The organism is Sulfurimonas sp. ST-27 (assembly GCF_048081595.1).
GTDB lineage: Bacteria > Campylobacterota > Campylobacteria > Campylobacterales > Sulfurimonadaceae > Sulfurimonas > Sulfurimonas hydrogeniphila.
Genome location: NZ_CP182226.1, coordinates 1,239,672 through 1,264,785, shown reverse-complemented (window position 1 = coordinate 1,264,785; position 25,114 = coordinate 1,239,672). Strand labels below are relative to the sequence as shown.

Annotated in this window: 22 protein-coding genes; 15 read left to right on the top strand and 7 right to left on the bottom strand. The window is 36.0% G+C overall.

All coding sequences use genetic code 11. The annotated features are described in order from the left end of the window. The first annotated feature begins 7 nt into the window (after positions 1-7). The 6 genes from uvrA (at position 8) to ACM66U_RS06685 (ending at position 9,106) form a co-directional block, all read left to right on the top strand. Positions 8-2,830 carry an excinuclease ABC subunit UvrA gene (gene uvrA, locus ACM66U_RS06710; protein ID WP_418640381.1) on the top strand — a complete coding sequence of 941 codons (2,823 nt, stop codon included), beginning with the start codon at positions 8-10 and terminating at the stop codon, positions 2,828-2,830. 72 nt (positions 2,831-2,902) lie between these two features. Continuing rightward, the gene (locus ACM66U_RS06705) at positions 2,903-4,972 is read left to right on the top strand and encodes an EAL domain-containing protein (RefSeq protein WP_151900204.1); all 2,070 of its coding nucleotides are present in this window, start codon (positions 2,903-2,905) and stop codon (positions 4,970-4,972) included. An 83-nt stretch (positions 4,973-5,055) separates the two neighbouring features. Continuing rightward, the gene (locus tag ACM66U_RS06700) at positions 5,056-7,005 is read left to right on the top strand and encodes a methyl-accepting chemotaxis protein (RefSeq protein WP_418640380.1); all 1,950 of its coding nucleotides are present in this window, start codon (positions 5,056-5,058) and stop codon (positions 7,003-7,005) included. Between the two features lie 3 nt (positions 7,006-7,008). Beyond that, the gene (locus ACM66U_RS06695; protein ID WP_418640379.1) at positions 7,009-7,563 is read left to right on the top strand and encodes a chemotaxis protein CheB; all 555 of its coding nucleotides are present in this window, start codon (positions 7,009-7,011) and stop codon (positions 7,561-7,563) included. Continuing rightward, a complete protein-coding gene (locus ACM66U_RS06690; protein WP_418640378.1) occupies positions 7,556-8,362 on the top strand; it encodes a CheR family methyltransferase in 807 nt (268 codons plus the stop codon). The genes ACM66U_RS06695 and ACM66U_RS06690 overlap by 8 nt, the downstream gene beginning before the upstream one ends. A 3-nt stretch (positions 8,363-8,365) precedes the next feature. Further along, positions 8,366-9,106 carry a transporter gene (locus ACM66U_RS06685; protein ID WP_418640377.1) on the top strand — a complete coding sequence of 247 codons (741 nt, stop codon included), beginning with the start codon at positions 8,366-8,368 and terminating at the stop codon, positions 9,104-9,106. Here the strand turns inward: ACM66U_RS06685 and ACM66U_RS06680 are convergent. Both ACM66U_RS06680 and ACM66U_RS06675 read right to left on the bottom strand, forming a co-directional pair. Next, entirely contained in the window at positions 9,103-9,933 is an 831-nt protein-coding gene (locus ACM66U_RS06680; protein ID WP_418640376.1) for a sensor histidine kinase, read from the bottom strand. The two genes, ACM66U_RS06685 and ACM66U_RS06680, sit on opposite strands and share 4 nt — an antisense overlap. A gap of 157 nt (positions 9,934-10,090) precedes the next feature. After that, positions 10,091-10,759, bottom strand: a complete 669-nt coding sequence (locus ACM66U_RS06675) for a response regulator transcription factor (protein ID WP_418640375.1) — start codon at positions 10,757-10,759, stop codon at positions 10,091-10,093. A 152-nt stretch (positions 10,760-10,911) separates the two neighbouring features. On the opposite strand from ACM66U_RS06675, the gene ACM66U_RS06670 reads away from it, so the two are divergent. Next, complete coding sequence (locus ACM66U_RS06670; RefSeq protein ID WP_418640374.1) at positions 10,912-11,832, top strand: manganese-dependent inorganic pyrophosphatase; 921 nt, start codon at positions 10,912-10,914, stop codon at positions 11,830-11,832. On the opposite strand, the gene ACM66U_RS06665 is transcribed toward ACM66U_RS06670, so the two are convergent. Together ACM66U_RS06665 and ACM66U_RS06660 are read right to left on the bottom strand one after the other, a co-directional pair. Further along, positions 11,829-12,239 carry a hypothetical protein gene (locus ACM66U_RS06665; RefSeq protein ID WP_230973317.1) on the bottom strand — a complete coding sequence of 137 codons (411 nt, stop codon included), beginning with the start codon at positions 12,237-12,239 and terminating at the stop codon, positions 11,829-11,831. The two genes, ACM66U_RS06670 and ACM66U_RS06665, sit on opposite strands and share 4 nt — an antisense overlap. A 105-nt stretch (positions 12,240-12,344) precedes the next feature. Beyond that, positions 12,345-14,018, bottom strand: coding sequence for an AMP-binding protein (locus ACM66U_RS06660; RefSeq protein WP_418640373.1), 1,674 nt, complete (start codon positions 14,016-14,018; stop codon positions 12,345-12,347). A gap of 149 nt (positions 14,019-14,167) precedes the next feature. On the opposite strand from ACM66U_RS06660, the gene ACM66U_RS06655 reads away from it, so the two are divergent. Together ACM66U_RS06655 and ACM66U_RS06650 are read left to right on the top strand one after the other, a co-directional pair. Next, positions 14,168-14,548, top strand: coding sequence for a DUF6394 family protein (locus ACM66U_RS06655; RefSeq protein ID WP_151900213.1), 381 nt, complete (start codon positions 14,168-14,170; stop codon positions 14,546-14,548). A 6-nt stretch (positions 14,549-14,554) separates the two neighbouring features. Continuing rightward, the gene (locus ACM66U_RS06650; RefSeq protein ID WP_151900214.1) at positions 14,555-16,207 is read left to right on the top strand and encodes an NAD-binding protein; all 1,653 of its coding nucleotides are present in this window, start codon (positions 14,555-14,557) and stop codon (positions 16,205-16,207) included. Here ACM66U_RS06650 and ACM66U_RS06645 read toward each other — a convergent pair. Both ACM66U_RS06645 and ACM66U_RS06640 read right to left on the bottom strand, forming a co-directional pair. Continuing rightward, positions 16,204-17,265, bottom strand: a complete 1,062-nt coding sequence (locus ACM66U_RS06645; protein ID WP_418640372.1) for a sensor histidine kinase — start codon at positions 17,263-17,265, stop codon at positions 16,204-16,206. The genes ACM66U_RS06650 and ACM66U_RS06645 overlap by 4 nt on opposite strands. Continuing rightward, positions 17,252-17,905 (bottom strand): response regulator, encoded by a 654-nt coding sequence (locus tag ACM66U_RS06640; RefSeq protein ID WP_418640371.1) that lies wholly within the window; start codon positions 17,903-17,905, stop codon positions 17,252-17,254. The genes ACM66U_RS06645 and ACM66U_RS06640 overlap by 14 nt, the downstream gene beginning before the upstream one ends. Positions 17,906-18,112: 207 nt before the next feature. On the opposite strand from ACM66U_RS06640, the gene ACM66U_RS06635 reads away from it, so the two are divergent. After that, complete coding sequence (locus ACM66U_RS06635; RefSeq protein WP_418641406.1) at positions 18,113-19,801, top strand: YgiQ family radical SAM protein; 1,689 nt, start codon at positions 18,113-18,115, stop codon at positions 19,799-19,801. On the opposite strand, the gene ACM66U_RS06630 is transcribed toward ACM66U_RS06635, so the two are convergent. Further along, positions 19,798-20,739: a class I SAM-dependent methyltransferase gene (locus tag ACM66U_RS06630; protein ID WP_151900217.1), complete on the bottom strand. Its 942-nt coding sequence runs from the start codon at positions 20,737-20,739 to the stop codon at positions 19,798-19,800. The two genes, ACM66U_RS06635 and ACM66U_RS06630, sit on opposite strands and share 4 nt — an antisense overlap. Positions 20,740-20,799: 60 nt before the next feature. Here ACM66U_RS06630 and ACM66U_RS06625 point away from each other — a divergent pair, with 60 nt between their 5' ends. From ACM66U_RS06625 to lptB, 5 genes are all read left to right on the top strand, one after another. Next, entirely contained in the window at positions 20,800-22,650 is a 1,851-nt protein-coding gene (locus ACM66U_RS06625; RefSeq protein WP_230973319.1) for a GGDEF domain-containing phosphodiesterase, read from the top strand. Positions 22,651-22,756: 106 nt separating this feature from the next. Further along, positions 22,757-23,005 carry an RNA-binding S4 domain-containing protein gene (locus ACM66U_RS06620; protein WP_151900218.1) on the top strand — a complete coding sequence of 83 codons (249 nt, stop codon included), beginning with the start codon at positions 22,757-22,759 and terminating at the stop codon, positions 23,003-23,005. Next, positions 23,002-23,988 (top strand): anthranilate phosphoribosyltransferase, encoded by a 987-nt coding sequence (gene trpD / locus ACM66U_RS06615; protein WP_151900219.1) that lies wholly within the window; start codon positions 23,002-23,004, stop codon positions 23,986-23,988. Before ACM66U_RS06620 ends, trpD begins: the two co-directional genes overlap by 4 nt. Next, entirely contained in the window at positions 23,985-24,401 is a 417-nt protein-coding gene (gene tsaE / locus ACM66U_RS06610) for a tRNA (adenosine(37)-N6)-threonylcarbamoyltransferase complex ATPase subunit type 1 TsaE (RefSeq protein WP_151900220.1), read from the top strand. Before trpD ends, tsaE begins: the two co-directional genes overlap by 4 nt. Then, complete coding sequence (lptB, locus tag ACM66U_RS06605; RefSeq protein WP_151900221.1) at positions 24,389-25,111, top strand: LPS export ABC transporter ATP-binding protein; 723 nt, start codon at positions 24,389-24,391, stop codon at positions 25,109-25,111. Before tsaE ends, lptB begins: the two co-directional genes overlap by 13 nt. Positions 25,112-25,114: the final 3 nt, after the last annotated feature.

Below are 25,114 nucleotides of genomic sequence, written 5' to 3'. Positions count from 1 at the left end.
GGTATAAATGAAAAAAAAAGATGTAATTAAAATCACCGGCGCGCGCGAAAACAATTTAAAAAATATCAATTTGACAATTCCTAAAAATGAATTGATTGTGATGACTGGACTCAGTGGAAGCGGGAAGTCTACTCTGGCTTTTGATACGCTCTATGCAGAGGGTCAGCGCCGCTACATGGAATCACTCTCTTCGTATGCAAGACAGTTTTTAGACCGTGTAGGCAAGCCTGATGTTGACAAAATAGAGGGGCTCACACCTGCTATAGCCATAGATCAAAAAACAACCTCAAAAAATCCGCGTTCAACTGTCGGAACAATTACGGAAATATATGATTATTTTCGACTGCTGTATGCCCGTGTCGGTATTCAGTACTGTCATAAATGCGGCAAAAAGATTTCTCAAATGTCGGCTTCGGATATAATTGGCGAAGTTGCAAAGCTGCCTGAGGGAGCAAAACTTGTCCTGATGGCACCGCTTGTAAGAGAGAACAAAGGTGCCTACGCAGACCTGATTGAGTCACTTGTGCATAAAGGCTATGTCCGTGCTCAGATTGACGGTGTTATGGTACGTCTGGATGAAGAGATAGAACTCTCAAAAACAAAAAAGCATACGATTAAAGTAGTTGTTGACAGAGTGATTGTCAAAGAAGAGAACAAAGAACGAATCGCATCAGATGTGGAAAAAGCGCTCAAAGAAAGCTACGGCGAACTGGAAGTGGAAATACTCAACTATGAAGAACTCGGCTGCCCTCAGCATATTCACTATTCGGAACATAACGCCTGTTTTGACTGTAAAATAAGCTTTGAACCGCTTGAACCTTTGAGCTTCTCTTTTAACTCTCCAAAAGGCGCCTGTTCTGAATGTGACGGTCTTGGCATACGTTATGCACTTGATATTGACAAGATTATTGACAGTGATCTGAGTATTGAAAAAGGTGCTGTTAAAATTGTTTACGGTTTTAACAAAGGTTACTATTTTACCTTTTTAAAGGGTTTTTGTGCACATAATGACATTGACGTTACCGTACCGTATTCTGAATTGCCATTGCACCAGCAAAAAGCGATTTTACACGGTAATATAGATGAAGTAGAGTTTTTGTGGAAAAACCATAAAGTAAAAAGAATATTCCCGGGTATTATCCGTATAGCCTATGATATGCTTAAAGACGAAAAAGAACTTGCAGACTATATGAGTGAAAAGGTCTGTGATGTCTGTGGCGGGCACAGGCTCAAACGCGAATCTTTGGCAGTGAAAGTGGCTGATACAAAAATAGCACAGCTTCTCGAAATGCCGATTGCCAAAACCTATGAATTTTTTGCCAATGATGAGAACTTTTCCTATTTCGACAGACAGTCAAGAATGATAGCAGAGCCTATTTTAAACGAAATCAAAGAACGACTTTTCTTTCTTTATGATGTAGGACTTGGCTACATTACTTTGGGTCGTGATGCCAGAACCATAAGCGGAGGAGAAGCACAACGCATACGAATAGCTTCACAAATCGGTTCGGGACTTACAGGTGTCATGTATGTGTTGGATGAGCCGAGTATAGGACTTCATGAAAGAGACACCTTGAAACTTATCCGAACACTCAGAAGCCTGCAGGAAAAAGGAAACACCGTTATCGTGGTTGAGCATGACAGAGAGACCATAGAAAATGCAGACTTTATAGTAGACATAGGAAGCGGTGCGGGAAAATTCGGCGGAGAAGTTGTTTTCAGCGGTACACTCGAGAAACTGAAAAAAGCAAAAACACTTACGGCTGACTACCTCTACGGACGTAAAAAAATTGAGTATTTTTACAGACGTCCGCAGGAAAAATGGATAGAAATCAAAAATGTCACTATTAACAATATTGAAAACCTGAGTGCTAAAATTCCGCTCAACAACTTTGTCTGCATCACAGGAGTCAGCGGCAGCGGAAAAAGTTCTCTGATGCTTCAGACACTTCTTCCGACGGCAAGAGAGTTGTTAAATCATGCCAGAAAAGTCAATAAAGTAGCAGGTGTAGAAATAAACGGATTAGAGCATGTTGATAAAGTGATATATCTTGATCAAAGTCCAATAGGACGCACACCGAGGAGTAATCCGGCAACCTATACCGGTGTGATGGATGAAATCCGCAACCTATTTGCCCAGACAAAAGAGAGTCAGGTTCGCGGATATACGGCATCAAGATTTTCTTTTAATGTCAAAGGCGGACGCTGTGAGAAGTGTCAGGGTGAGGGTGAAAACAAGATAGAAATGCACTTTTTGCCCGATATTATGGTCAAATGCGATGCCTGTGGCGGAAAACGCTATAACCAGCAGACTTTGGAAGTATTTTACAAAGGCAAAACCATCGCCGATGTGCTTGCCATGAGTGTGGATGAGGCTTTTGAGTTTTTTAAACCTATTCCTAAGATACACCAAAAAATGAAAACACTTGTAGATGTAGGACTTGGCTATATAACTTTGGGTCAAAATGCCGTAACGCTCTCAGGCGGAGAAGCGCAGAGAATCAAACTCTCAAAAGAGCTCAGCCGTAAAGATACAGGAAAAACACTTTATATTCTGGATGAACCGACAACAGGTTTGCATTTTGCCGACGTTGACAGATTGACAAATGTACTGCATAAGTTTGTCGAACTCGGTAACTCTATGCTCATCATTGAGCATAATCTTGATATGATAAAAAATGCCGATTATATTTTAGATATGGGTCCTGAAGGCGGCAGCGGCGGGGGACTCATAATAGCGGAAGGTTCTCCGGAAGTGTTGGCAAAGAACCATAAAAAAACAGGCTCTTACACCGGTGAATATCTTGAAAAAGAGTTAAAGTTACATTGAAAAAATAATAATAATTTCACATTCATATGTTAAAGTATTAAAAGTGACTACTTTATTGGAGGATGTGAAACAATGTTTGGAAAAGTTCAACTTAAAACTAGACTCTATGTAACTCTTGGAGGTTTGATATTTCTTATATTTATAGTTGGAGAATGGAGTTTATGGCAATCTTCTCAGATAAATAAACGAGTAAGTAATATTTATACTCAAGAAGTGATCCCTTTAGAAAACATATCACACCTTAAGGGGGCTCTTTATAGGATTCGAGATAGAAGTTTACGACTTCTTGATGCTAAAGATCCTTTAGAAATTATACATCACCAAGAAATCATATCTCAGCAAGTAAAAAGAATTGAAGAAGAGTTAGATAGCTATGATAATACAAGACTTTCAAATGAAGAACTTTTAGAACTTGAAAAATTTAAAGTAAATTTTCACGAATATCTTTCCATTATTTATGAAAAAATCTATCCATATCTTTTAAAAAAAAGTGAAAATGAGCTTGAGCCAATTCTCTACAAAGAGGCTATTTTTGAGTTTCGTCAAGCAAGAGAAGCACTCAATGAACTCTCAGAATACCAGATACAAAGAGCAAAACTGAGACACCAACACTCTGATGAGATTTTCAGTAAGCAAGTTATTATAATTCAGCTTATTATTTTAGTTATAGTGGGTTTAAGTGGTTTTTTTGCAAAAATGCTCATGAATTCTATTATAGAACCAATTAAGCAGATAAATGACGTACTTGCTACCATTTCTCATGAAGATTTTTCTAAGCGTATTCGTGTTACATCAGAAGATGAATTAGGAAAAATGTCCCAGATGCTTAACAACAGTATAGCAATGCTACAAACTACTTTCCAGGAACTTTCAATTTTAATAAATTATGATAAACTAACAAATCTGCCAAATCGAAAAATGTTTCAAGAGGAGATAGAGAAGTGTATAAGCAAATGTCTTAAGAGTAATGAACTCTTTGCAGTGATGTTTATTGATGTTGATAATTTTAAAAATATTAACGACACTTATGGACATACAACGGGAGATAAACTTTTAGAGATTATTGCAAAAAGGATGAAAACACATATTCGCTCCAACGATATACTTGCACGACTTGGTGGTGATGAGTTTGCTATACTGCTTCAAAATATCAAAAATCCAACAGTACCTGGCAATATCGCAAATAAAATTTTAGATACTATGCAAAAACCCATCTATATAGACCAGCATACTATCTTTACCTCCATATCTATCGGTATATATGTCTCAGACCACCAAAATGAATCAAGGGAAAAGATACTCTCATATGCTGATGTTGCGATGTATGCTGCAAAAAATTCAGGAAAAGCAAAATACATCTATTTTAATAAAAAAATGTATGAAAAACAAGAATCTGAAACATTGTTAGATATTCAACTAAGAGATGCTGTACAAAACAAAGAATTTCGAGTATATTTCCAGCCTATAGTCGAGCCAAAAACAGAAGCACTCTACGGCGTTGAGACACTACTACGATGGGAGAGAGATGGAGAAATAATCTCCCCTGCTAAGTTTATAGCCAAACTTGAAAGTAATGGGATGATTCTTGATGTTACTTATATGATTATAGAAGAGGTTTTTGAGATGATAGAGCGAAGAGGATTTAAAAATGTAGTCTCCATAAACCTTTCCATCTTACAGTTTTATGATGAAAACTTTATCCCATTTTTAAAAAGAGTATTACAGAAGTATCCATCAATCAACCCTCAAAAAATCTACTTTGAGATCACAGAGAGTGTTTTTGCTCAAAACAATGATCTTATTTTTAGCACTATGGAACTTATTAAAAAGTTAGGCTTTAAGTTTTCTTTGGATGATTTTGGGACAGGGTACTCTTCATTGTCTTACATTAAAGACTATCCAATCAATACTATAAAAATAGATAAAAAATTTGTTGATAATCTTTTAGATGATGTAAGAGCACAAGAACTGCTTGAAGGGATTGTCTATTTGGCAAAAACACTGCATCTTACTATTGTTATAGAGGGAGTTGAAGATGCTGCAACACTCAAAAGTGTCACAAAACACAACAGTGTAAAAATTCAAGGCTACTATTTTTACAAACCAATGACAAAGGAGTCATTTGAGAGACTTTTAGATTAAATATGAAATATATTTCATATTTAAATCATCATAAATTCATATCGGTTTGCTAGTATTAGATAACTTTAAACAAAGGTGCTTATATGTTGAAAAACATTACTATTAAACAACAACTCCTCATTGTTCCTGTCGTTATCTCCCTTGCATTTATCTATCTCTATTTTGCTATTGATTCAAATTTGGACAAACTTGAAGATAAAAGTCAAAAAGCTTCCATCTCCAACAAAATCGTCAAAGAGATGCTTGAAGCAAGAATAAACGAAAAAAACTATATACAAAGAAAAGATGCAAACTATGCAAATGAGCTTCAAAAACTTGTGCAAGAGAGTTTACAAGAAGCAAATGCTTTAAAGAAGAGTTTTAAAGATCCACAAAACAAGCAACTTGTTCAAGATGTTATAACAAACATAGAGCAGTACTTAAGCCTATTTGAAAAGTTTCAAAAACTTCGAGATGCTTCTTTGGTAGAGGAAGCAAAAATGATACAAGAGGCGAAAGATGTTGAGATAATTGCTTCAAAAGTAAGAGATATTAAAAAAAGACAGCGAGATAAAGTCATACGCACCTCAAAAGATGTACGAGTTATAGCAGATGAGATAGAAGAGGCATCTTTAGCAAACAAAATAGTAAAAGAGCTTTTGTTTATGCGAATAGCAGAGAAAAACTACCTTCGCCGTAAAGATATAAAGTATCAAGACCAAGTAGAGGAATACATCAGAAATCTTGAAAAGCTCTCTTTACATATAAAAGATATTTTAGATAGTCCAAAAAATAAAAAGATGATAGATGATATCCTGAAAGCTTTAAGTGAATATAAAAAAGCTTTTTATACTTTTAGTGAGCTGCGTGAGGAGTCACTTCAGGTAAATAAGCAGATGAAAAAAGAAGCAAAAGAGGCACAAAAAGCTCTTGTAGCCTTAAGAAAAGATCAAAAAAAGGAGAAAGAAAAACTCGCTCACAATCTTCAAATACAGTTGATTACTCTTTTTATAGCTATAGGTTTAGGTGTTATTGTCTTTATGCTTTTTGTATCTACTACTATTAGTAGAAACCTTATGCAGATAGCGAATGCTGCAAAAAATTTAGCTTCTGGAGATGGTGATTTAACAAAGAGAATCCATATTGAAGGTAAAAATGAATTGGCTAATGTTGCCAAATATATTAATCAATTTATTGAGAAGGTTCAAAATGCCATAAGTGAAGCTAAAACAGTCAGTAATGAAGCCTCATCAATATCAAACGAACTCTCTGCTACATCTTTAGAGATTGGCAAACGGGTAGAAGATGAAGCTACTCTTGTAAAATCTATCAACAACGATACAGATCAAACAACACAAGAAGCAGAGTTTGTTGATGATACAGTTCAAGAGATGCAAAAGATCTCACAAAACTCTTTTGAAGCATTAAGCCAAACTACAGAAAAAATAAATGCCCTTATTAGTACCGTAAAAGACTCCAGTGTAAAAGAGGAAGAACTTGCACTGAAGATGCAAGAGCTTAAAGAGAGTACCAATGATGTAAAAAGCATACTTGAACTCATAGGCGATATAGCTGAACAGACAAATCTGCTCTCACTCAATGCAGCCATTGAAGCAGCACGAGCAGGAGAGCATGGACGAGGTTTTGCTGTGGTAGCTGATGAAGTAAGAAAGCTTGCAGAGAGAACCCAAAAAAGTCTTACAGAGATAAATGCCACCATCAATGTTGTTGTACAATCAGTTGATGAATCAAGCGATAATATGCAAGAAAACGCAAAAGAGATAGCTCAAGCAGCTGAACAGGCAGGTGATGTAGAAGAGAGCATAGACAGTGTTATGGATGCTATAGAAAAATCAAAATCAATGGCACAGGAGAGCTCTTTAGCTGTAGATAAACTCAAAAACAGAGTTGTTGATATCTCTAAAAATATGGAAAAGCTCAATGATGTATCTATCACTAATGCAAGAAGTGTTGAAGAGATTGCTGCAGCAGCTGAGCATCAAAATGATATCATTGAAAAATTAAATGCTCAACTTAGCAGTTTTAAAAGTTAGAAAATGCACAAGCTAGTACTCATTGGAGCATCAACAGGTGGACCGGGACATATTAAAAAAATAGTCCAAAAACTAGATAAAAAGACTACAGCATCATTTATAATAGCTCAGCATATGAACAGTAATGTCATGGAGAGTTTTGCTACAGAACTCTCAAATGTTTCCACGCTACCTTTATACCTTGCAGAAGATAAAACAAAGGTTGAACCATCTTCTATCTATATTTGTAAAACAAGTTCAAAGTTCTCAATCCAATCAGATTCTATCTATTTAGACTCTTTAGATAACGAAACACTCTATACACCAAGCATTGATGCTCTTTTTGAGTCTGCACTTGCATGTTTGCCTCAGTATGGAGTTACAGCTGTAATTTTAACAGGTATAGGTGATGATGGATCAAAAGGGATGGATTTACTTTATAAAAAAGGGGCATTGTGCATAGCTGAAAGCAGTGAGAGTGCTAAAGTTTATGGAATGCCAAAAGCAGCATATGAGCAAAATCAAAACATTGAAATCATGCATATTGACAATATAGCCAAATATCTTCAAAATGTTTAATTTTTTTAGAAAAAAAGCTTTAAACTCTCTTGAGTATTCTCACGAGACTAATAGTGTCGAAGTAAATAGAAGTGCTAAAAAAGAACTTTATATATACATTGAGAAGCAATCAGGAATAATTTTAGATGAAAACAAACCTCTTATTGAACAAAAAATAGTTGATTATTGTAAAAATAATAATATAGCCTCTTTTTCTAAACTTCTTGAACATATTCAAGAGAGTACATTTAATTTTGAAGAGTTTATAACCCTCATTACGATTAATGAAACCTACTTTTTTCGTGAGCATAAACAGATTCAAGAAGCTTTAGAAAATTATAAAAACACTCATAAGAAATTACATATTTTATCTCTCCCATCTTCAACAGGAGAGGAAGTTTATAGCATAGTCATTACTGCATTAGAGATGAATATAAGTAATTTTATTGTTGTCGGAGTTGATATTGACAAAAATGTTATACACAAAGCAAAAGAGGGGATCTATAATGAACGTTCACTTCATAGAGTCAAACAAGATATTATAGAAAAATACTTTACAAAGAAAAATAATAGTTTTTATGTAAAAGAAGATGTTAAAAAGTTTGTAGAATTTCATATTGCCAATATATTTGAAACAAATCTTACTAAGCTTGGAAAATTTGACATTATTTTCTCTCGTAATATGTTTATATATTTTAATGATGAGAAGAAGATACAAGCATATAAACATCTCCAAAAGTTAAAAAAAGAGAATACAACAAACATTTATCTAGGACATGCGGATGTATCAAGTCAACTAGAACATTATATTAGGAGTTGAAGTATGAAAAAAATCTTTTTAGGTACTGCTTTGGTAGCATTTATATCTGTCAATATGCAGGCAGAAATTATTGCTGATAGACCAGGTTTTAGTACAGGAACATATACAGTGAAACCTGGAAAGTTTAATATTGAGATGGGATACAATTACACTTTTGACACACTTTCATCGAAAAACAATACTCAAGATTTTCCTCTTTTTGAACTTCGTACAGGGGTTACAGAAGATATTGAATTTGATTTTTTATGGGATGGATGGAGTACTACAAAAGATTTTAAGGAGAGCCCTACATCTGATATAACCATAGGTGGAAAATATAGCCTCATTAAAAATGAGAAATATAATTTTACATTTATGACACTCGTAACATTGCCGACAGATACGCAGAGCAGCTTTAAAACAGAAAATATTTCACCACTCATTGGACTTTTGTGGGATTATACACTGAATGAAACTATCTCATTTTTTGGAACATTTCAATCGAGTACTTACAGGGATGAAAAACGAATCTATGATTTTCAACCTGCAACTGGGATTACTTTTAGCCATACAGAGAAGTTTGCCAGTTTTATTGAACTCTATTCCATCATACCATCTTCATCAATAATACCTACGGAAAAAGTAGTCGATGGAGGTTTTACATATTTACTGCAAGAGAATATTCAACTTGATATAAACGGAGGATTAGGACTCAATAGAGAGTCTGAAGACTTCTTTGGACTTGGCATTGCAATAGAGTTTTAACTAGTGTAAAACTTGACTCCTACAAAGGTTCCTTTGCCTTTTTTGCTTCGAATTTTTATAGAGGCACTGTGAAGTTCAAAGATCCAAGTTGCCAAGCTAAGTCCAAGTCCATACCCATCACTATTTGAAAAAGCATTTTCACCTCTATAGTAAGGATGAAAAATTAACTTGAGTTCTTTTTTATCTATTCCTATGCCGTAATCAATTATTGCAAGAAAAATAAAGTTTTTCTTTTTTCTAAGGATAATTTTTATCCTTTTGTTTGGTAATGAATATTTTATTGCATTATCAATAATATTTCCAATAGCATGTTGAAGTAGTTTTTCATGTCCGTGCATTGAGATTGCTTGATTGATCTCTATATCTGTTTTGAGGTGTTTAGCTTCTATCTCACTTTTTTTTGTGTCCAATATAGAGTAGAGGATATCATTGAGTAAAACCCGTTGCATAGAGTTGTTGAGTTTTTTTATATTGTTATTTGAGACATAGAGCATTTGAGAGACTATGTTTTCAAGACTAGTTATTTTTTGTATAAATGCTCGCAACTCTGTTGCAAGATTATCTTGAAGTGCTGTGTAGTAAAGAGAGTATTCTAGCTTAGCTTTAAGCTCAGCAAGAGGTGTTTTTAGCTCATGTGCCATATTTGCATTAAATGATTGTGCAACTTTATTTTTTTGATTCAAATAAAAGATTATTTTATTTACCTCTTCTACAAACTGTTTAATCTCTTGAATGTTTTTAGGTATACAAAGAGGTTGGATATTATCATGTAAAATCTCTTTTTCAATACTGATAATAGTATCTGTTATATAACTATTGAGATGCACTAGTTTTATTTTTAGCCAGAGAAAGTAAAGAATGGTAAAAATATTAAATATAATGTAGTATTTTATATATGGCTCTAAAGAGTTCAAATTTTCTAAAAAAACTATATGAACTAAAAGCAGTGTTAGTAAAAAAAGAACTTTTTTATATCTCAAAAGTCTACTCAACAATTTTATAACCAATACCTCTTACCGTGTGTATGATTTTTGTATCTTTAGAACTTTCTATTTTTTTTCTGAGATTATAAATAGTAACATTCAAAAGATTTGGGTCTATAAAGTTTTCCATATTCCATATATAATCGATAATCTCGGTTTTTGAGACGACACTGTTTTTTCTTTTCATTAGTAGCAGAAGAAGATTAAATTCATTGTTTCTTAATTCTATAATTTTATCTCCTTTTTTTAGTTCTCTTGACATAATGTTGAGCGTCAAGTCTCTTACTTTTAAGATATGACTTTTCATGTTAGTTGAGCGTTTTGAGAGTGCACGGACTCGAGCCACAAGTTCTATGAAACGAAAAGGCTTTGTGAGATAATCATCTGCTCCCTTATTGAGTCCATCAACAATATCGTCACATGTACTACTTGCACTAAGCATCAATAGAGGAGTGTTATTTTCATTTTTTCGGAGTTCATAGCAAAAAGAGCTTCCATCTCCATCTGGCAGTATTTTATCAAGAACAATAACATCATAATTTTTCATTTGAATATATGAGCTGGCTTCATCTATTAATACTACACTATCAACGCAAATCCCTTCCTCTTGTAAACCTTTTGTAAGTATTGCTGCTAGTTCCATATCGTCTTCAACTAAAAGAATATTCATTCATTAACCTTGATATCGTTTTGCGTAATCTATTATATAACAACATCATATAATATCTTATTAAATTTTGATTGATAATCTTAATAAAAGTATTTTTAAGATTATTATTTTTGTAAATTTACAGTATAATTCGAAAAAAATAAAGGCTTAAAATGTCAGTATATGTTTTTGGACACAAAAATCCCGATAGTGACTCTATTGTTGGTGCTATCTCATTATCTTATTTAAAAAACCAAGTTGAAAAGGAAGAGTATATTCCTGCCCGTCAGGGTGAGATTACCGCAGAAACTGAATTTATTTTAGATACCTTCGGCGGTACTCTGCCTATGCTCAAAACATCAGTGGCAGGTGAGAGAGTTTTTATAGTTGATTCTACCGACAAAGCACATTTTCAGGACGATATTGACGAAGCAACTATAATAGGTATTGCCGACCACCATAAACTGGGTGATTTGACTACGGATACGCCTCTTGAAGCATGGATTCGACCGATTGGGTGTTCTAACACGGTAATTTATGAAATGTACAGATGTTACGGTGTGGAAGTACCAAAAGAGATTGCAGGTTTAATGATGATGGCAATTTTAAGTGATACGGTTATATTTAAATCTCCTACATGTACCAAAGTCGATACCAAAGCGGTCAAAGAACTAGCAGAAATTGCCGGAGTAACAGACTATAAAAAACTGGCGATGGAGATGTTTATAGTTAAATCTGCTGTTGACGGTGCAAGTGCCCGTGATTTAAATACACGGGATTATAAAGAGTTTAATATGAACGGCACAAAAGTCGGTATCGGGCAGCTTGAAATGGTCGATATTTCAGTCTTGGAACCTCGTGAAGAGGAACTGCTTGAAGATATGAAAAAGATGAAAGAAGAGGGCGGACTGCATACTGTTTTGATTCTTTTGACAGACATTATGAAAGAGGGCTCAAAACTTTTGGTTGTGAGTGATGATGAGTCAAAAATAGAAAAAGCATTTGACATTAAACTCCAAGACCATAAAGCATGGCTCGATGGCGTACTGAGCCGTAAAAAGCAGGTAGTGCCTTTTGTGCAGCCTCAGTTTTAACTCTTTTTAGACTTGTTTGAATAGTGCGTCGCACTGACAATATCACCGATGATGGCGCGGTGATAGAGGTAGGGCTGTTTTATATTGCTTATAACATACCTGCCGCCGGATGTCGTGATTACTTCCAGTGTTCCAACATCAATTATTTTGCCAAATCTTTTACTGAAAGGCTTAATATAGATAGTTCTGATCTCTTCAAGGTTAATCGGAAAAATCTCTTTTTGTACCCGGCCCTTGAGAATAATAAGCCTTTTTTGTGTGAGCAGACAGTTGTAGGATTTTTTTTCTTTTATTTCATCCAGATGGACAAAAAAAGTGCGAATCATTAAAACAATACCAATCACACCTATTTCGTACTCATATCCTATAAACAGCAGAAGAGATCCCAGGGCATAGAGTTTTATCATAGGCAAATAAAACGTTTTTGATATTTCTGCCCGTACCAAAACCGATTCATCTTTGTGCAGAACCTTTTTAAAATTTTCTATGATATTTTCCTTTTGCGTTATTGTCTATTCTGTATAAAGATATCTTTTTATCTTTTTTGTCGGTGTTTTTACAAAAGGCTCAATCTGTTCTATAAATTTCTGAATTTTTGAAAATGAGGCCAACTGTGCATTGACCTCTATTCTCATATTTTCCAGGTAATCTGCAATTTTTTCTCTGACTTCATTTTCCGGCATATTATGAGCATTAAACATTTTATCTATAAGTTCATAGTCCAGGTGTACTCTTGCAACGAGTTTTCCGTCTTTTTCCATCACAAGGGAATCAAGAACCGCCTCATGTTGATTGATGATAGCCTCTATCTGTTCTGGATATATGTTTTCTCCACCGGGACCGATAATGACATTTTTACTTCTTCCGCTGATAAAGAGATACCCGTCTTCATCTATGTAACCCAAGTCTCCGGTATAAAACCAGCCGTCTTTGATAACCTCTTTTGTCTGCTCTTCATCTTTGTAATAGCCTATCATTACACTGGGTGATCTGGTTATAATCTCCCCTTCACCGTTTTGCGGGTTGGGATCTTTTATCTGCACTTCGACTCCGACCATCGGCAAGCCGGTAGAGCCAATCTTGATCGGGTAGCCGATTCTTCCTCCCGCTATAAGTGGAGATGTTTCGGTGAGTCCATAGCCTACAATGTATGGAAAGTTGGCTTCTGCCAAAAATTTTTCCACATAGGGAGAGAGTGCTGCACCGCCTATACCGAAAAATTTGATCCGGCCTCCGAATGTTTCGATTAGTTTTTTTCCGGCAACTTTATTGAGCAGTTTGCGTATAAAAGGGATGGAGTAGAGTGTTTTTATAATAAACGAACCGGTAAATTTTGGCAATACTTTATTTTTGTATATTTTTTCTATGATTAGAGGCACACTGAGCATCATAGTCGGTCTGACGCTGGCAAAGGCTTTTATAAGGACATTTGGAGTGGGTGCTTTGTCGAGATATACAATGTCCGCACCATGTAAAATCGGCAGTATCATACCGACAGTACATTCGAGAGTATGTGCCAAAGGTAGAATGGAAAGAAAAGTATCTTCGGGTAAAATAGTTACGTTTTTATAGGCACTCATTGCATTGGTAACAAGGTTTTTGTGTGAGAGCATCACCCCTTTTGAGTGTCCTGTTGTGCCTGATGTATACAAAAGCGCCGCCATATCATCTTCTTTTGGTCTTGGAAGTTCTTTGGAAGCCATTTTCTGTGTCAGTTTTGCGATGTAACTGTGATTTGTTAACTCATCTATGCGTGTTAAATCATCAAGTTTTATAACAAACTTCATATTGGAATTATCCAGCTCTTCTATGGTTTGAAGATGCTTTTGTGATACAAAAACAGCTTTTGCCTCAGAGTGTCTGATAATGTGCTGGACATCAGAGGGATGAAAATCAGGAAGTATGGGAACGATGACACCGCCAAAATAGGTAACAGAAAAATATGCAACAGCCCAGTTAGACATATTTTCACTCAGCAGGGCAACTTTATCGCCTTTTCTGACACCGTTTTTCTTTAAAAGTTTGATCATGGCATGTACATTTTCATGTAACTCTTCATAGCTCATAGGGTCCTGGTCAACTTTAGACAATACTTTTTTCGGTCCGTACAGCTCAACTGACCGTTTTAGCAAACTTGGCAGTGTGTAGTCCTGCATATTTTCATAAGGGTAGGTAATATCTGTCATAGTTCATCTTTTATCTTTATTTGTTATTTTATTATACAGAGTATTTCTTTAATGTAAAATGTAGAGTGATTAAATATACAATTAATTTTAATAAGAGTAGAATTTTAGAAGCACGCTTAGGTGTCTTTTTTATTTTGGAGAATAAAGCAATGAATATGCATAAAATTATATCCGGGTCATTTTTTATCTTGGCCATGACGGTCAATTTCGGTTTTTTTTACGGAGAGCCTACAGTACTTGAACAGCACAGTTCTTACGAGCTTTTTGCCGCGATTATTGTCAACCTGATAGCCACAGTACTCAAACTTGGGGACAGAACACAGCTGGGGGCGGTTTTACTGGCAACAAGTATTGTAGCAGATATTCAGCTTATCGCATCTGCGACTGTCTGGGCTTTTGCAATATATGTAATTGGTGATGTGAATATAGAGGCCGCAACAGCGATTGTCTCGCTCTCAGGCGGAGCACTCCTGGCAAATATAGTCTCGGTTATACTTTTTGTCGGCGATACACTCAAATCCAAAAGATAGCAAGATATGAATGAACAGATTGTATGGATTGTTCTTAAAAGGTTAAGGACACCTTTTTTGGTCATTATCATTACTTTTGCCATATCCATACTCGGGTTAGTGCTGATTCAGGGGACAGACAACAACGGCGACCCTTATCAGATGACTTTTTTTGATGCCTTTTATTTTGTGACCTATATGGCAAGTACTATCGGTTTTGGAGAGGCTCCGTATACTTTCAACTACGAACAGCGGATGTGGGTGAGTTTTTCTATCTATTTTACAGTGATAGGATGGTTTTACGGGATAGGAGCGATAGTTTCTCTGATACAGGATGAGGCACTGAAAAAAGCATTAAACAGGAACTCGTTCAGAAATCATGTAAGAAATATAAACAAACCCTTTTATATTATTCTCGGATATAACGGGATAACAAAAAGTATTATTGACAGACTCAACGGACATGACTACAGGCTCGTTGTTTTAGATAAAGACGAAGAGAAGATAGACGAGTTGATATTGGAAAATTTTTATCCAAATGTTCCTGGATTTGTAGGCGATGCAACAAATCAAAAAATGCTTAAAATTGCCGGAATCCATCAAAAAAACTGTGCAGGTATAATCTCTCTTTTTGAAGATGATATGGTAAATTCAAAAATAGCCACCATCAGCAAACTGCTCAATAAAAAAATTGATATTATTGTCAAGGCGACTTCAAAGGCTCAGCTTGAACACTTTCGAAGTATGAATTTGAAACATGTGAAAAATCCTTTTGATATTATATCAAAACGCATCTACTATGGTATAACAGCACCCTATATTTGGCTTTTGGAGATGTGGATGTACGGACACATACTCAAACTGAAAAAAAGAGACCAGTTCCCTCTTGGAAAATACATTATATACGGTAAAGGAAGAATGGGCAAAGCGATTCAAGAAGGATTGCAAAAGGCCGGTATAGAGTATGTGATTGAAGATTTTGATTCACAGCGCTACATAGAAGAGAAAAATACAACCATTTTCGGGGATGATGAAGATATACACAGACTGATTGAACTCGGTGTCAAAGAGAGTGCCTGCATCATAGCCGCAACACAAAATGATTTGCTGAACCTTACTATTTTAAACAAGGCGAAACAGTTGAATCCGAAAATATTTACAATGGCCCGTGAAAATTCCTTAGACGATTTAAATATATTTCAGGCATCTAAAATCAATAAAATATATATTGTAGAGAAGATACTGGCTGATGCAACATACAGCTATATAGCAAGACCTCTGGCTGACCTGTTTATACAAGAAGCACGCAAAAAAGATGATGAATGGGCAAGAATCATTGTCTATATGCTTAATAATATCACAGGGATGAATCCAATGTACTTTGAAACTGTACTGAATGATGCAAATGCGTATGCGCTGACATTAAGGCTTGAAAAAGGTGAAAATATAAGCCTTGCAGATTTAAGAAGATCCCGTGCTGACAGAAATGAGATGTTACATGTAGTTTTTTTGCTGCTCAAAAGAGGGGATAACATATACTTGATGCCTGATGCAAGAATGAATCTGCAAATCGGTGATGAACTGCTGATAGTCTCAGATGAGGAAAATTACAGTGATTTTGAGTATATTGTCAATAACATATATGAACTGGAATATGTTTTAGGATATACAAGTTCTTAAGGCAGAGTTAAAACAAAGCGCGTGCCTGCAGGCTCGTTTTTTTGCACAACTATTTTTATATCCATAGCATATGCCAGTCTTTTTACGATATCAAGCCCGAGACCACTGCTGTTTTCATCACTGTAGGAGCGTTCAAATATTTTTTCCGGTTCTTTGATTCCTTTGCCGTTGTCTTCTATATATAAAGCATTCTTATTGTTATAAATCTTTATATATCCATTGGAACTGTTGTATTTACAGGCATTTGAAATAATGTTTTGCAGAATTTGCTTCATAGCCTGTTTATTTATTTTTGCTTTGAGTATGTTGCATTGAATGTGAAAAGCGATATGGGGATAAAGGGCTTTTTGGATTTCAACAACTTCTTGAATAATAGGGCATATATTTTGATTTTGTATCTGAAAAGTTTCTTCCTGAAGCAGTATTGTTAGGTTTTCATGGAGTTCTGAAATATTGTTGATACTCTTTTTTAACCTTATTAGTGCTTTTGTATTTTGTAATTGCGGAATTTTTTCGATGAGTTTCATATTGAGTTGCATAGAGGTGACAGGCGTATTTAAGTCATGAATTAAATCTTTTGCAAATTTATCAAGAGTTATGATACTTTCGCGTAAAGGCTTTAAAGCATTTTTTGCAAGCTTGTAGCTAATATATGCAAAAATAAGAAGCAATACAAACTGTATGGACAGAACTTTTTTTTTGAAGTTGGATAATCTTTGATCAAAGCTGTGTTTTGACTTAAATACTTGTAGATATTTTCCACGCCTGTTCATAGGCAGCAGTTTGGAAAATTCTTTTTCTCCTATAGTGAAATTTCTAATATCAACATGTTTGGGTACTTTGACAAAAGCATGATGAAAATCTTTGTTGTATTCATCTATTGAAGTACCCATTTTAATATGTCTGGCGTACTCAATAAGTGAAAATTCCTCTTCTTTTAAAAAGTGGTTTTTTGTCTGTTGAAAATAAAAATATCCGGCAATTAAAATAAGCAGGGCAGTGCTGATAAAGTAAATAAGAAAAAATTTTAAAAATGCCAGTTTTTCATGATGATGCAAGACGGTATCCTATCCCTTTTATCGTTGTAATTGGGAGGCCGATTTTGCGAAGTTTGTTAATGTGTACACGCAAGGCTCCCTCGCTCATCTCTTTGTTCCCGTTGAGTGCTTCGAGTATAAGCTCTTTTTGGACTGTTTTGTTGAGGTTTTGAAAAAACAGCTTTGTAATCTGCAGTTCATAAGGAGAAAGCGGTATGAATTTTGATTGATTGTAAAGTTCGTCTTTGTCGATTACAAAGCGAAAGTCATTGACCCGTAATTCATTTTGATAGGTATGATAGGCTTTTTTCAAAAGAGCATGTATGCGTATGAGGAGTTCATCAAAATCAAAAGGCTTTTTGATGTAGTCATCCGCACCGACATCAAAGCCGTTTGCCAAAGAGGCGACATCACTTAAAGAAGTAAGAAAAATGGTTGGTGTCATGTCACCGCTTTGGCGTAAACTTTTTAAAAGTTCAAATCCGTTAAGCAAGGGGACATTGACATCCAAAAGCATCAGTGTAAACCTGTTTTCAAATGTAGCATCAAGAGCCGCTTCCCCGTCCTTTACATGTAACACTTCAAATGCTTCATTTTCCAACAGTTCAATTAAGGTTTCAGATAATACTTCATCATCTTCTAATAATAATATTTTTGTCATAGGCAAAGTATATACTAAAGCACATTAGCTCAATGTTAACATTCAATAATCTTTTCTTTTGTGTAAATAGTGTATTATTAGTATAATACTTCAGATTTTAAAGGGCTATATATTTTGAGCAGACGACATAAAAACAAACACAACAATCCAAAAAGAGATACCGTCACTTTCAGCGAAAAAGATTTTCTGCCGACAACACGGGCGGAAATGGATGCCAAAGGCTGGGATTATTGTGATGTTATTTTAGTCAGCGGGGATGCCTATATAGACTCTCCTTTTATCGGTGTTGCTATGGTCGGGCGTATGCTTGAGAGAATGGGATACAGAGTCGGAATGATAGGACAGCCGGACATTGACAGACCTGATGATATTATGCGTTTGGGTGAGCCTCGTTTGTACTGGGGTGTCAGTGGTGGCAGCGTCGACAGTATGGTTTCAAACTATACAGCCACCAAAAAGTTTCGAAATTCCGATGATTATACTCCGGGCGGAAAAAACAACAAAAGACCAGACAGAGCAGTTTTGGTTTATACAAATCTGATACGGCGTTATTTTAAAAATACTGTGCCTATCGTTTTGGGAGGTATTGAAGCCTCTTTGCGACGTGTAAGTCATTATGATTACTGGTCCAACAAACTCAAAAAGCCTGTTTTGTTTGATTCTAAGGCGGATGTGATGATTTACGGTATGGGGGAAATTGCACTGGAACAGTTAACCCGTGCCATAGATGAAAAGAGGGATTACAGAGATATACGGGGTATCTGTTATATATCCAAAGAGCCGGTTTATGAGTTTATTCAGCTCCCTTCGCACCAAGAGTGTTTGGATGACAAAGAGAAATATATAGACCTTTTTGATCTCTTTTATGACAATAATGACCCTATAGCGGCAAAAGGACTCTGTCAGCCGGTAGACAGCCGGTATCTCATTCAAAACCCTCCCTGTGACTACCTGAATGAAGAGGAGATGGATGCAAACTCCAACCTGCCTTTTACAAGAGAGCTGCACCCTTACTATGCCAAAGAAGGGAAAGTGAAATGTCTGGAGACGATTAAGTTTTCCATCATGACGCATCACGGCTGTTGGGGAGAGTGCAACTTTTGTGCCATAGGGGTGCATCAGGGAAGAACTATCAGAACGCGTTCGGAAAACAATATTTTATCAGAAGCCAAAGAGTTCAATAAATACAAAGACTATAAGGGCATTATTTCCGATGTCGGCGGTCCTACGGCAAATATGTACGGATATGAGTGCAATAAAAAGCTCAAACTCGGTACCTGTGACCATCAGCGTTGTGTTGATGCAAGCCATTTATGCAAGTCGATGAAGGTTGACCACTCCCGCAACATAAATCTTTTACGCCAGGTTCGTCAGGTGGAGGGTGTGAGAAAAGCGTTTGTGGCTTCGGGTGTCCGATATGATTTGATTACAGAGGATAAACAGCACGGATACAGTTACCTCAAAGAGATGGTAGAACATCATATATCAGGACAGATGAAAGTAGCTCCGGAACATACGCAGCAGCATGTACTTGAACTCATGGGAAAACCGGGAAAACAGACGCTTATAGATTTTAAAAAACTCTACGACAAACTCAACAAAGAGTCTGGAAAGAAACAGTTTTTGACCTATTATCTCATTGCAGCCCATCCGGGATGTGAGGAGAAAGACATGCACGAGTTGAAGCGTTTTACCACAGAAGAGTTGCAAATGAATCCTGAACAGGCACAGGTCTTTACTCCGACTCCAGGTACCTATTCTGCTGTAATGTATTATACTGAACTGGACCCTAAAACACGCAAGAAAATTTTTGTAGAAAAAGATACAAAACGCAAAGAGCGGCAAAAACAGATAGTGGTTGCAAAAGATACCTTTGCATCAGGATTTGCTTCTTAATCTTTACGAATGGATGTAGCCGTTACAAATATATAGTCTTTGCCCGTAACAGTGACGCGAAACTTTTTTTGCTGCAGGTATTTTTTTGCAAAGATGACATCCTTGTAAAGCAGTCCCATTTCTGAAAAAGCATAGTTTTTGACTCTGGCCCCATAAATCATTTCCCCGTCTATCCAGCGGCAGTTTGGAAAACCGAGTATCATAGCTCCCTCTTTTTTGAGATGGTTTTGGACTATGGACATGAGTGTTTTGTTAAACTCCAAATTTGAGCTTTGCAGTGTGCCTATACTGATGATGAGGTCAAATTTTCCCAAATCAAGTGCATTGAGACTGTTGATATCGGCTACATGTAAAGAGATGTTGGCAAAGTTTTTAAACTTCTTTTTTGCCGCGTCTACGGCAGACTCGCAGTAGTCGATGCCGACAAGGTCAAGCTCTGCAAAGTTGTCTGCCAAAGAGGCGATAACTTCAAACTCGTCTCCACTGTTGACCCCGAGATTCAAAATACGTTTTCTTTTGTTCAGGTGTACATTTTTTAATGCCTGTGTGTAACTGTAAATAAAAGAAGCCTCTTCATTTTTGTGAATTTTTCCGAAAATGGAATTTTCTCCGTATTTTTCTTCTTTGTCTGTGATGTTTTTATGAAAGGTGCTGTCTTCATCAAGTTTTTCATAACGCATAATTACGGTGTGTTCATCAGCAATTTTCGGTGTCAGCATTCTGCATTTAAGCAAATGTGCCAAATCAATCCAGCTTTTATAGCCACGGTAAATATACTCTTGTCCGTTACATGTAATGCGTGTGCCGTTATACAACGAAGTCGCAATGTCAGGATTAAGTATTTGAAATGAAATTATCTCTTTTCCCTGCATTGTATTGATGTAATTTTGTAATACTTTTGTGATTTGTGTCATAGTTTGATGTGTAAAGGTTAGCATTCTTGAATTATACACTTTTATTAGATAAAATGATAAGAAACCTGTAAAGAGAGATATGTTTTGACAACGAATGATAATATTAGTTTTTATAATTTTATGCATAAGCAGATACTTGTTGTTATTTTATTGTTTTTAGGAACAGGTCCCGGATATATAGTCATGGGATATCTTTACTCTTCAATTATTGTCGAAATACTTTGGTTTGTCCTTTTTTTACTGCTTTCAGTCTGGGGATGGAAGCTGTATAGAAATTATTCGAGAAAGATGACTATATCACAAAAAGACAGATGGCTTGAAAAAGTAAAATATTTTATGTTTATATATTTTTCCTTATGGACAATAATGTTTTTATACTATATCTCAAAAGATGCTATCAGTGCACATTATATAGCTATTGCAACACAACTCGGCAGTGCGGTAGTCGCGGCAACTATTTTAGCTTCACAGAAAAAGCTGGTAGTAGCAACAGTTTCGTTTTTAATGCTTCCGCTTGTTGTCTATTTCATAGCAATTGGAGAACTTTATTCGTATATTCTTGCATTTTTCACTGTTGTGTTGAGTATGGTTCTTTTATATGCTGCAAAAAATACACATGCCTATTTGTTAAAAAGCAGGTTTCAGGCATATCATGATTATTTGACAGGACTTGGAAACAGACGTTATTTTATAGAGTATCTGGACAGTTCTGTTAGGGAGAACAAAAACAGATATACCTATTTGCTTTTAATAGATTTGGATTATTTTAAAACAATCAACGATACCCTTGGACATGATGTCGGAGATAAACTTCTTGTTGAAGTTTCAGAGCGTTTGACACAATTGGCTGACAAATACAGTAACATCGTTGCCAGATTGGGTGGAGATGAATTTTGTATTTTAAGCGATGCACTTGAGACGAAAGAGAAATGCCTTGCGCAGGCAAAAGAATTTTCAAATAAAATTCTACACACAATAAAAGAGACCTATTTTATAGAAGACAGCACGCTTCACATTAGTGCAAGTATAGGGGTGAGTATCATAAACAACCCAAAACTCAATGCCCATGATTTTTTAAAAGAAGCAGACATTGCAATGTATGAAGTTAAAAGTGCGGACAGAGATGATGTTGTCATATTTAATGATGCACTGTGTAAAATTATAGAAAATAAATTACATGTAGAAAGACTGCTGCATTTTGCCATAGAAAAAAATGAAATATATCTGCAATACCAACCCCAAATAAGCTGTAAAAATAAAATTATCGGCTGTGAAGTGCTTGCAAGGTGGAAAAGTGCCACACTCGGTCAGGTGAGTCCTGAAGTGTTTATCGGCGTTGCTGAGAGTACCGGTTATATTATAGAATTAGGAGAATATATTTTGGAAGAAGCTATAAAAACTCTGCAAAGATGGGAAAGTATCGGAATGCATCTGCATCAAATGTCGATTAACATTAGTGTAAGGCAGCTTTTAAACAAAGATTTTATTTCTATAGTTGAACGTCTTCTTCGTCAGTACAATGTGTCCGGCTTTCATACAAAACTGATTTTTGAAATTACTGAAACGAGTACATCTCAGGACTTAAAAAGACTGATTGTCACAATCAATGCGCTCAAAAAACATAATATCCATTTTTCTATAGATGATTTTGGTACGGGTTATTCATCATTAAGCTATATCCGTGATATTCCCGTAACTGAGTTAAAAATAGATCAGTCTTTTATAGCAGAACTTGACAACAGGCAACAGGCATCTTTAGTGAAGAGTATTATTGATATTTCAAAAAATCTGCATCTCACAACAGTAGCCGAAGGTGTTGAAACACAGGAACAAAGAGACTTTTTGGAAAAAATAGAGTGTGATTTGTATCAGGGATATCTTTTTTCCAAACCGCTGTTAAGCGAAGATTTTGAAAAACTGATGCGAAATAATTAATAATGCAAAAAATGTTCCAACTTCTTTCTTCTCTTACATTATTTTCAGTTTGATTTGTCTACAATAAACAAACTATAAATGAGTAAAAAAACAATAAAGATAAAAAATGAGAATAGATAAATTTTTAAATTCGGTAAATATTACAAAAAGACGTTCTGTTGCACAGGATATGATTAGTAACGGAGTAGTAGAGATAAACGGTGTGGTTGCAAAGGCGAGTAAAAATGTGGAAGTCGGCAGCATTATTACTGTAAACTATCTTAATGAATCAAAAAAGTATGAAGTGCTGCAAATTCCTACAACAAAATCAACGCCAAAATCTCTGCAAGATCAGTATATAAAGGAGATTTCATGACATATGAGGAAGCTTTAGTCAAATTTACTTCACTTTTTCAACATGAAATGAGTGATGCACAGATGCGTGAGTTTTTACTCAGTATACGACTTGATGCAAGTACTCCTGTGGAAGTGATTGCCGCTGCTGCACAGGTTATGCGCAGTTTTGCCGTTGCTTTGCCTGTTTCTGATGAACTCAGAGAAAATGCGCTTGATATTGTCGGAACAGGCGGTGACAAAATAGGCAGTTTCAACATCTCCTCAACAGTAGCGCTGCTTGCTGCTTCTTGCGGGGCAACCGTTGCAAAGCACGGAAGTCGTTCTATCACTTCAAAAAGCGGCAGTGCCGATATGTTTGAAGCACTGGGTGTTCGGCTTGACTTGAGTATTGAGCAGAGTGCAAAACTTCTTGAAGAGACAGGTTTTACTTTTATGTTTGCACAAAATCATCATCCGGCCATGAAATTCATCGTACCGGTACGTAAAAGCATCCCTGATAAAACCATATTTAACATACTCGGACCTTTGACAAACCCTGCCGGTGTGAAAAAATCAATGCTGGGTGTATTTGACAAAGCTTTTGTACCAAAAATGGCAGAAGCACTTCAGATAAACGGAGCTACATCGGCTTTGGTTGTCAGCTCAAACGAAGGAATGGACGAAATAAGCATCAGTGATGTGACCTATGCGGCTTTACTGCAAGACGGCAAGACACGAGAGTTTATTATTGATCCGCAGGAGTATGGTATTAAAAAAGCACCGCTAGAAGCCATAATGGGTGGCGATGCACTCAAAAATGCAAATATTTTACGAGCTGTTTTTGATGAAAAAGCAACAGATGCCCAGCGTGATATAGTGCTTATAAATACTGCAGCATCGTTGATGGTAGGAGATTTGGCCCGAGATATACAAGATGGACTGGAAATGGCAAGAGAAGCCCTTGCAAAAGCAAGACCGAAAGTAAAATTAAAACAAATCATAGAAACATCAAACAAGTTATGAAAAAAACATATACATATAGACTGGAAGAGTTAGACTCTTTGGCAGACAGAATTATGAGTCAACTACAAGAAGGTGTTATTATTTTAAAAGGCGATTTGGCTGCAGGCAAAACGACTTTGGTAAAAAATATAGCAAAAAAACTCGGATTGAGTGAAGATGTGACATCGCCTACTTTTTCACTGCAGCAATGTTATGGGGAAAAACTATTTCATTATGATATTTACAATCACGGGCTTGATCATTTTATCTCTTTGGGAATGCTTGAAGAGTTGGAAAAACCGGGTCTGCATTTTATAGAGTGGGGAAGTGATGAATTGGTGGATATTTTAGTCTCTGCCGGCATTGAAACAGTGACAATAGAGATAGAAAAAATTTCAGATGATGCAAGAGAGTATACAATATGCACACATTAAAAGCAACAGACTTAAAAAAGAAAATTAAAGATTTGGAAATAGTAAAAAGTATAAGTCTTGAAGTCAACAGCGGTGAGGTTGTAGGACTGCTTGGACCGAACGGAGCAGGAAAGACAACCACTTTTTATATGATTTGCGGTTTGGTAGAAGCAACAGAGGGGAAAGTCTATTTTGACGGAGAAGATCTTATCGGGATGCCCTTACATGAAAGAGCACTCAAAGGTATAGGTTATTTACCGCAGGAAGCTTCGATTTTTAAAGATTTGAGTGTTGAAGACAATTTAATGATAGCGGCTGAAGTCGGTATAAAAGGTAAAGCAGAACAAGAAGCACGCATTGTGGAACTGCTTGATATGTTCAATATTGAGCCTATACGATACAGAAAGGGAATCAGTCTCAGCGGCGGGGAACGTCGCCGTGTTGAAATTGCCCGTGCGCTTGTAAACAAACCAAAGTTTTTGTTGCTGGATGAACCTTTTGCCGGAGTTGATCCTATTGCCGTTATGGATATACAAAAAGTGATACATCAGCTTGTATCATATGACATAGGTGTATTGATAACAGACCATAATGTGCGTGAAACACTGGATGTTTGTGACAGAGTCTATGTTATAAAATCGGGAGAGCTTCTTGCGCAGGGAACCAGTGATGAAATCGGACAAAATGAAGATGTCCGTACACATTACCTCGGTGAAAGCTTCAAACTTTAGGAA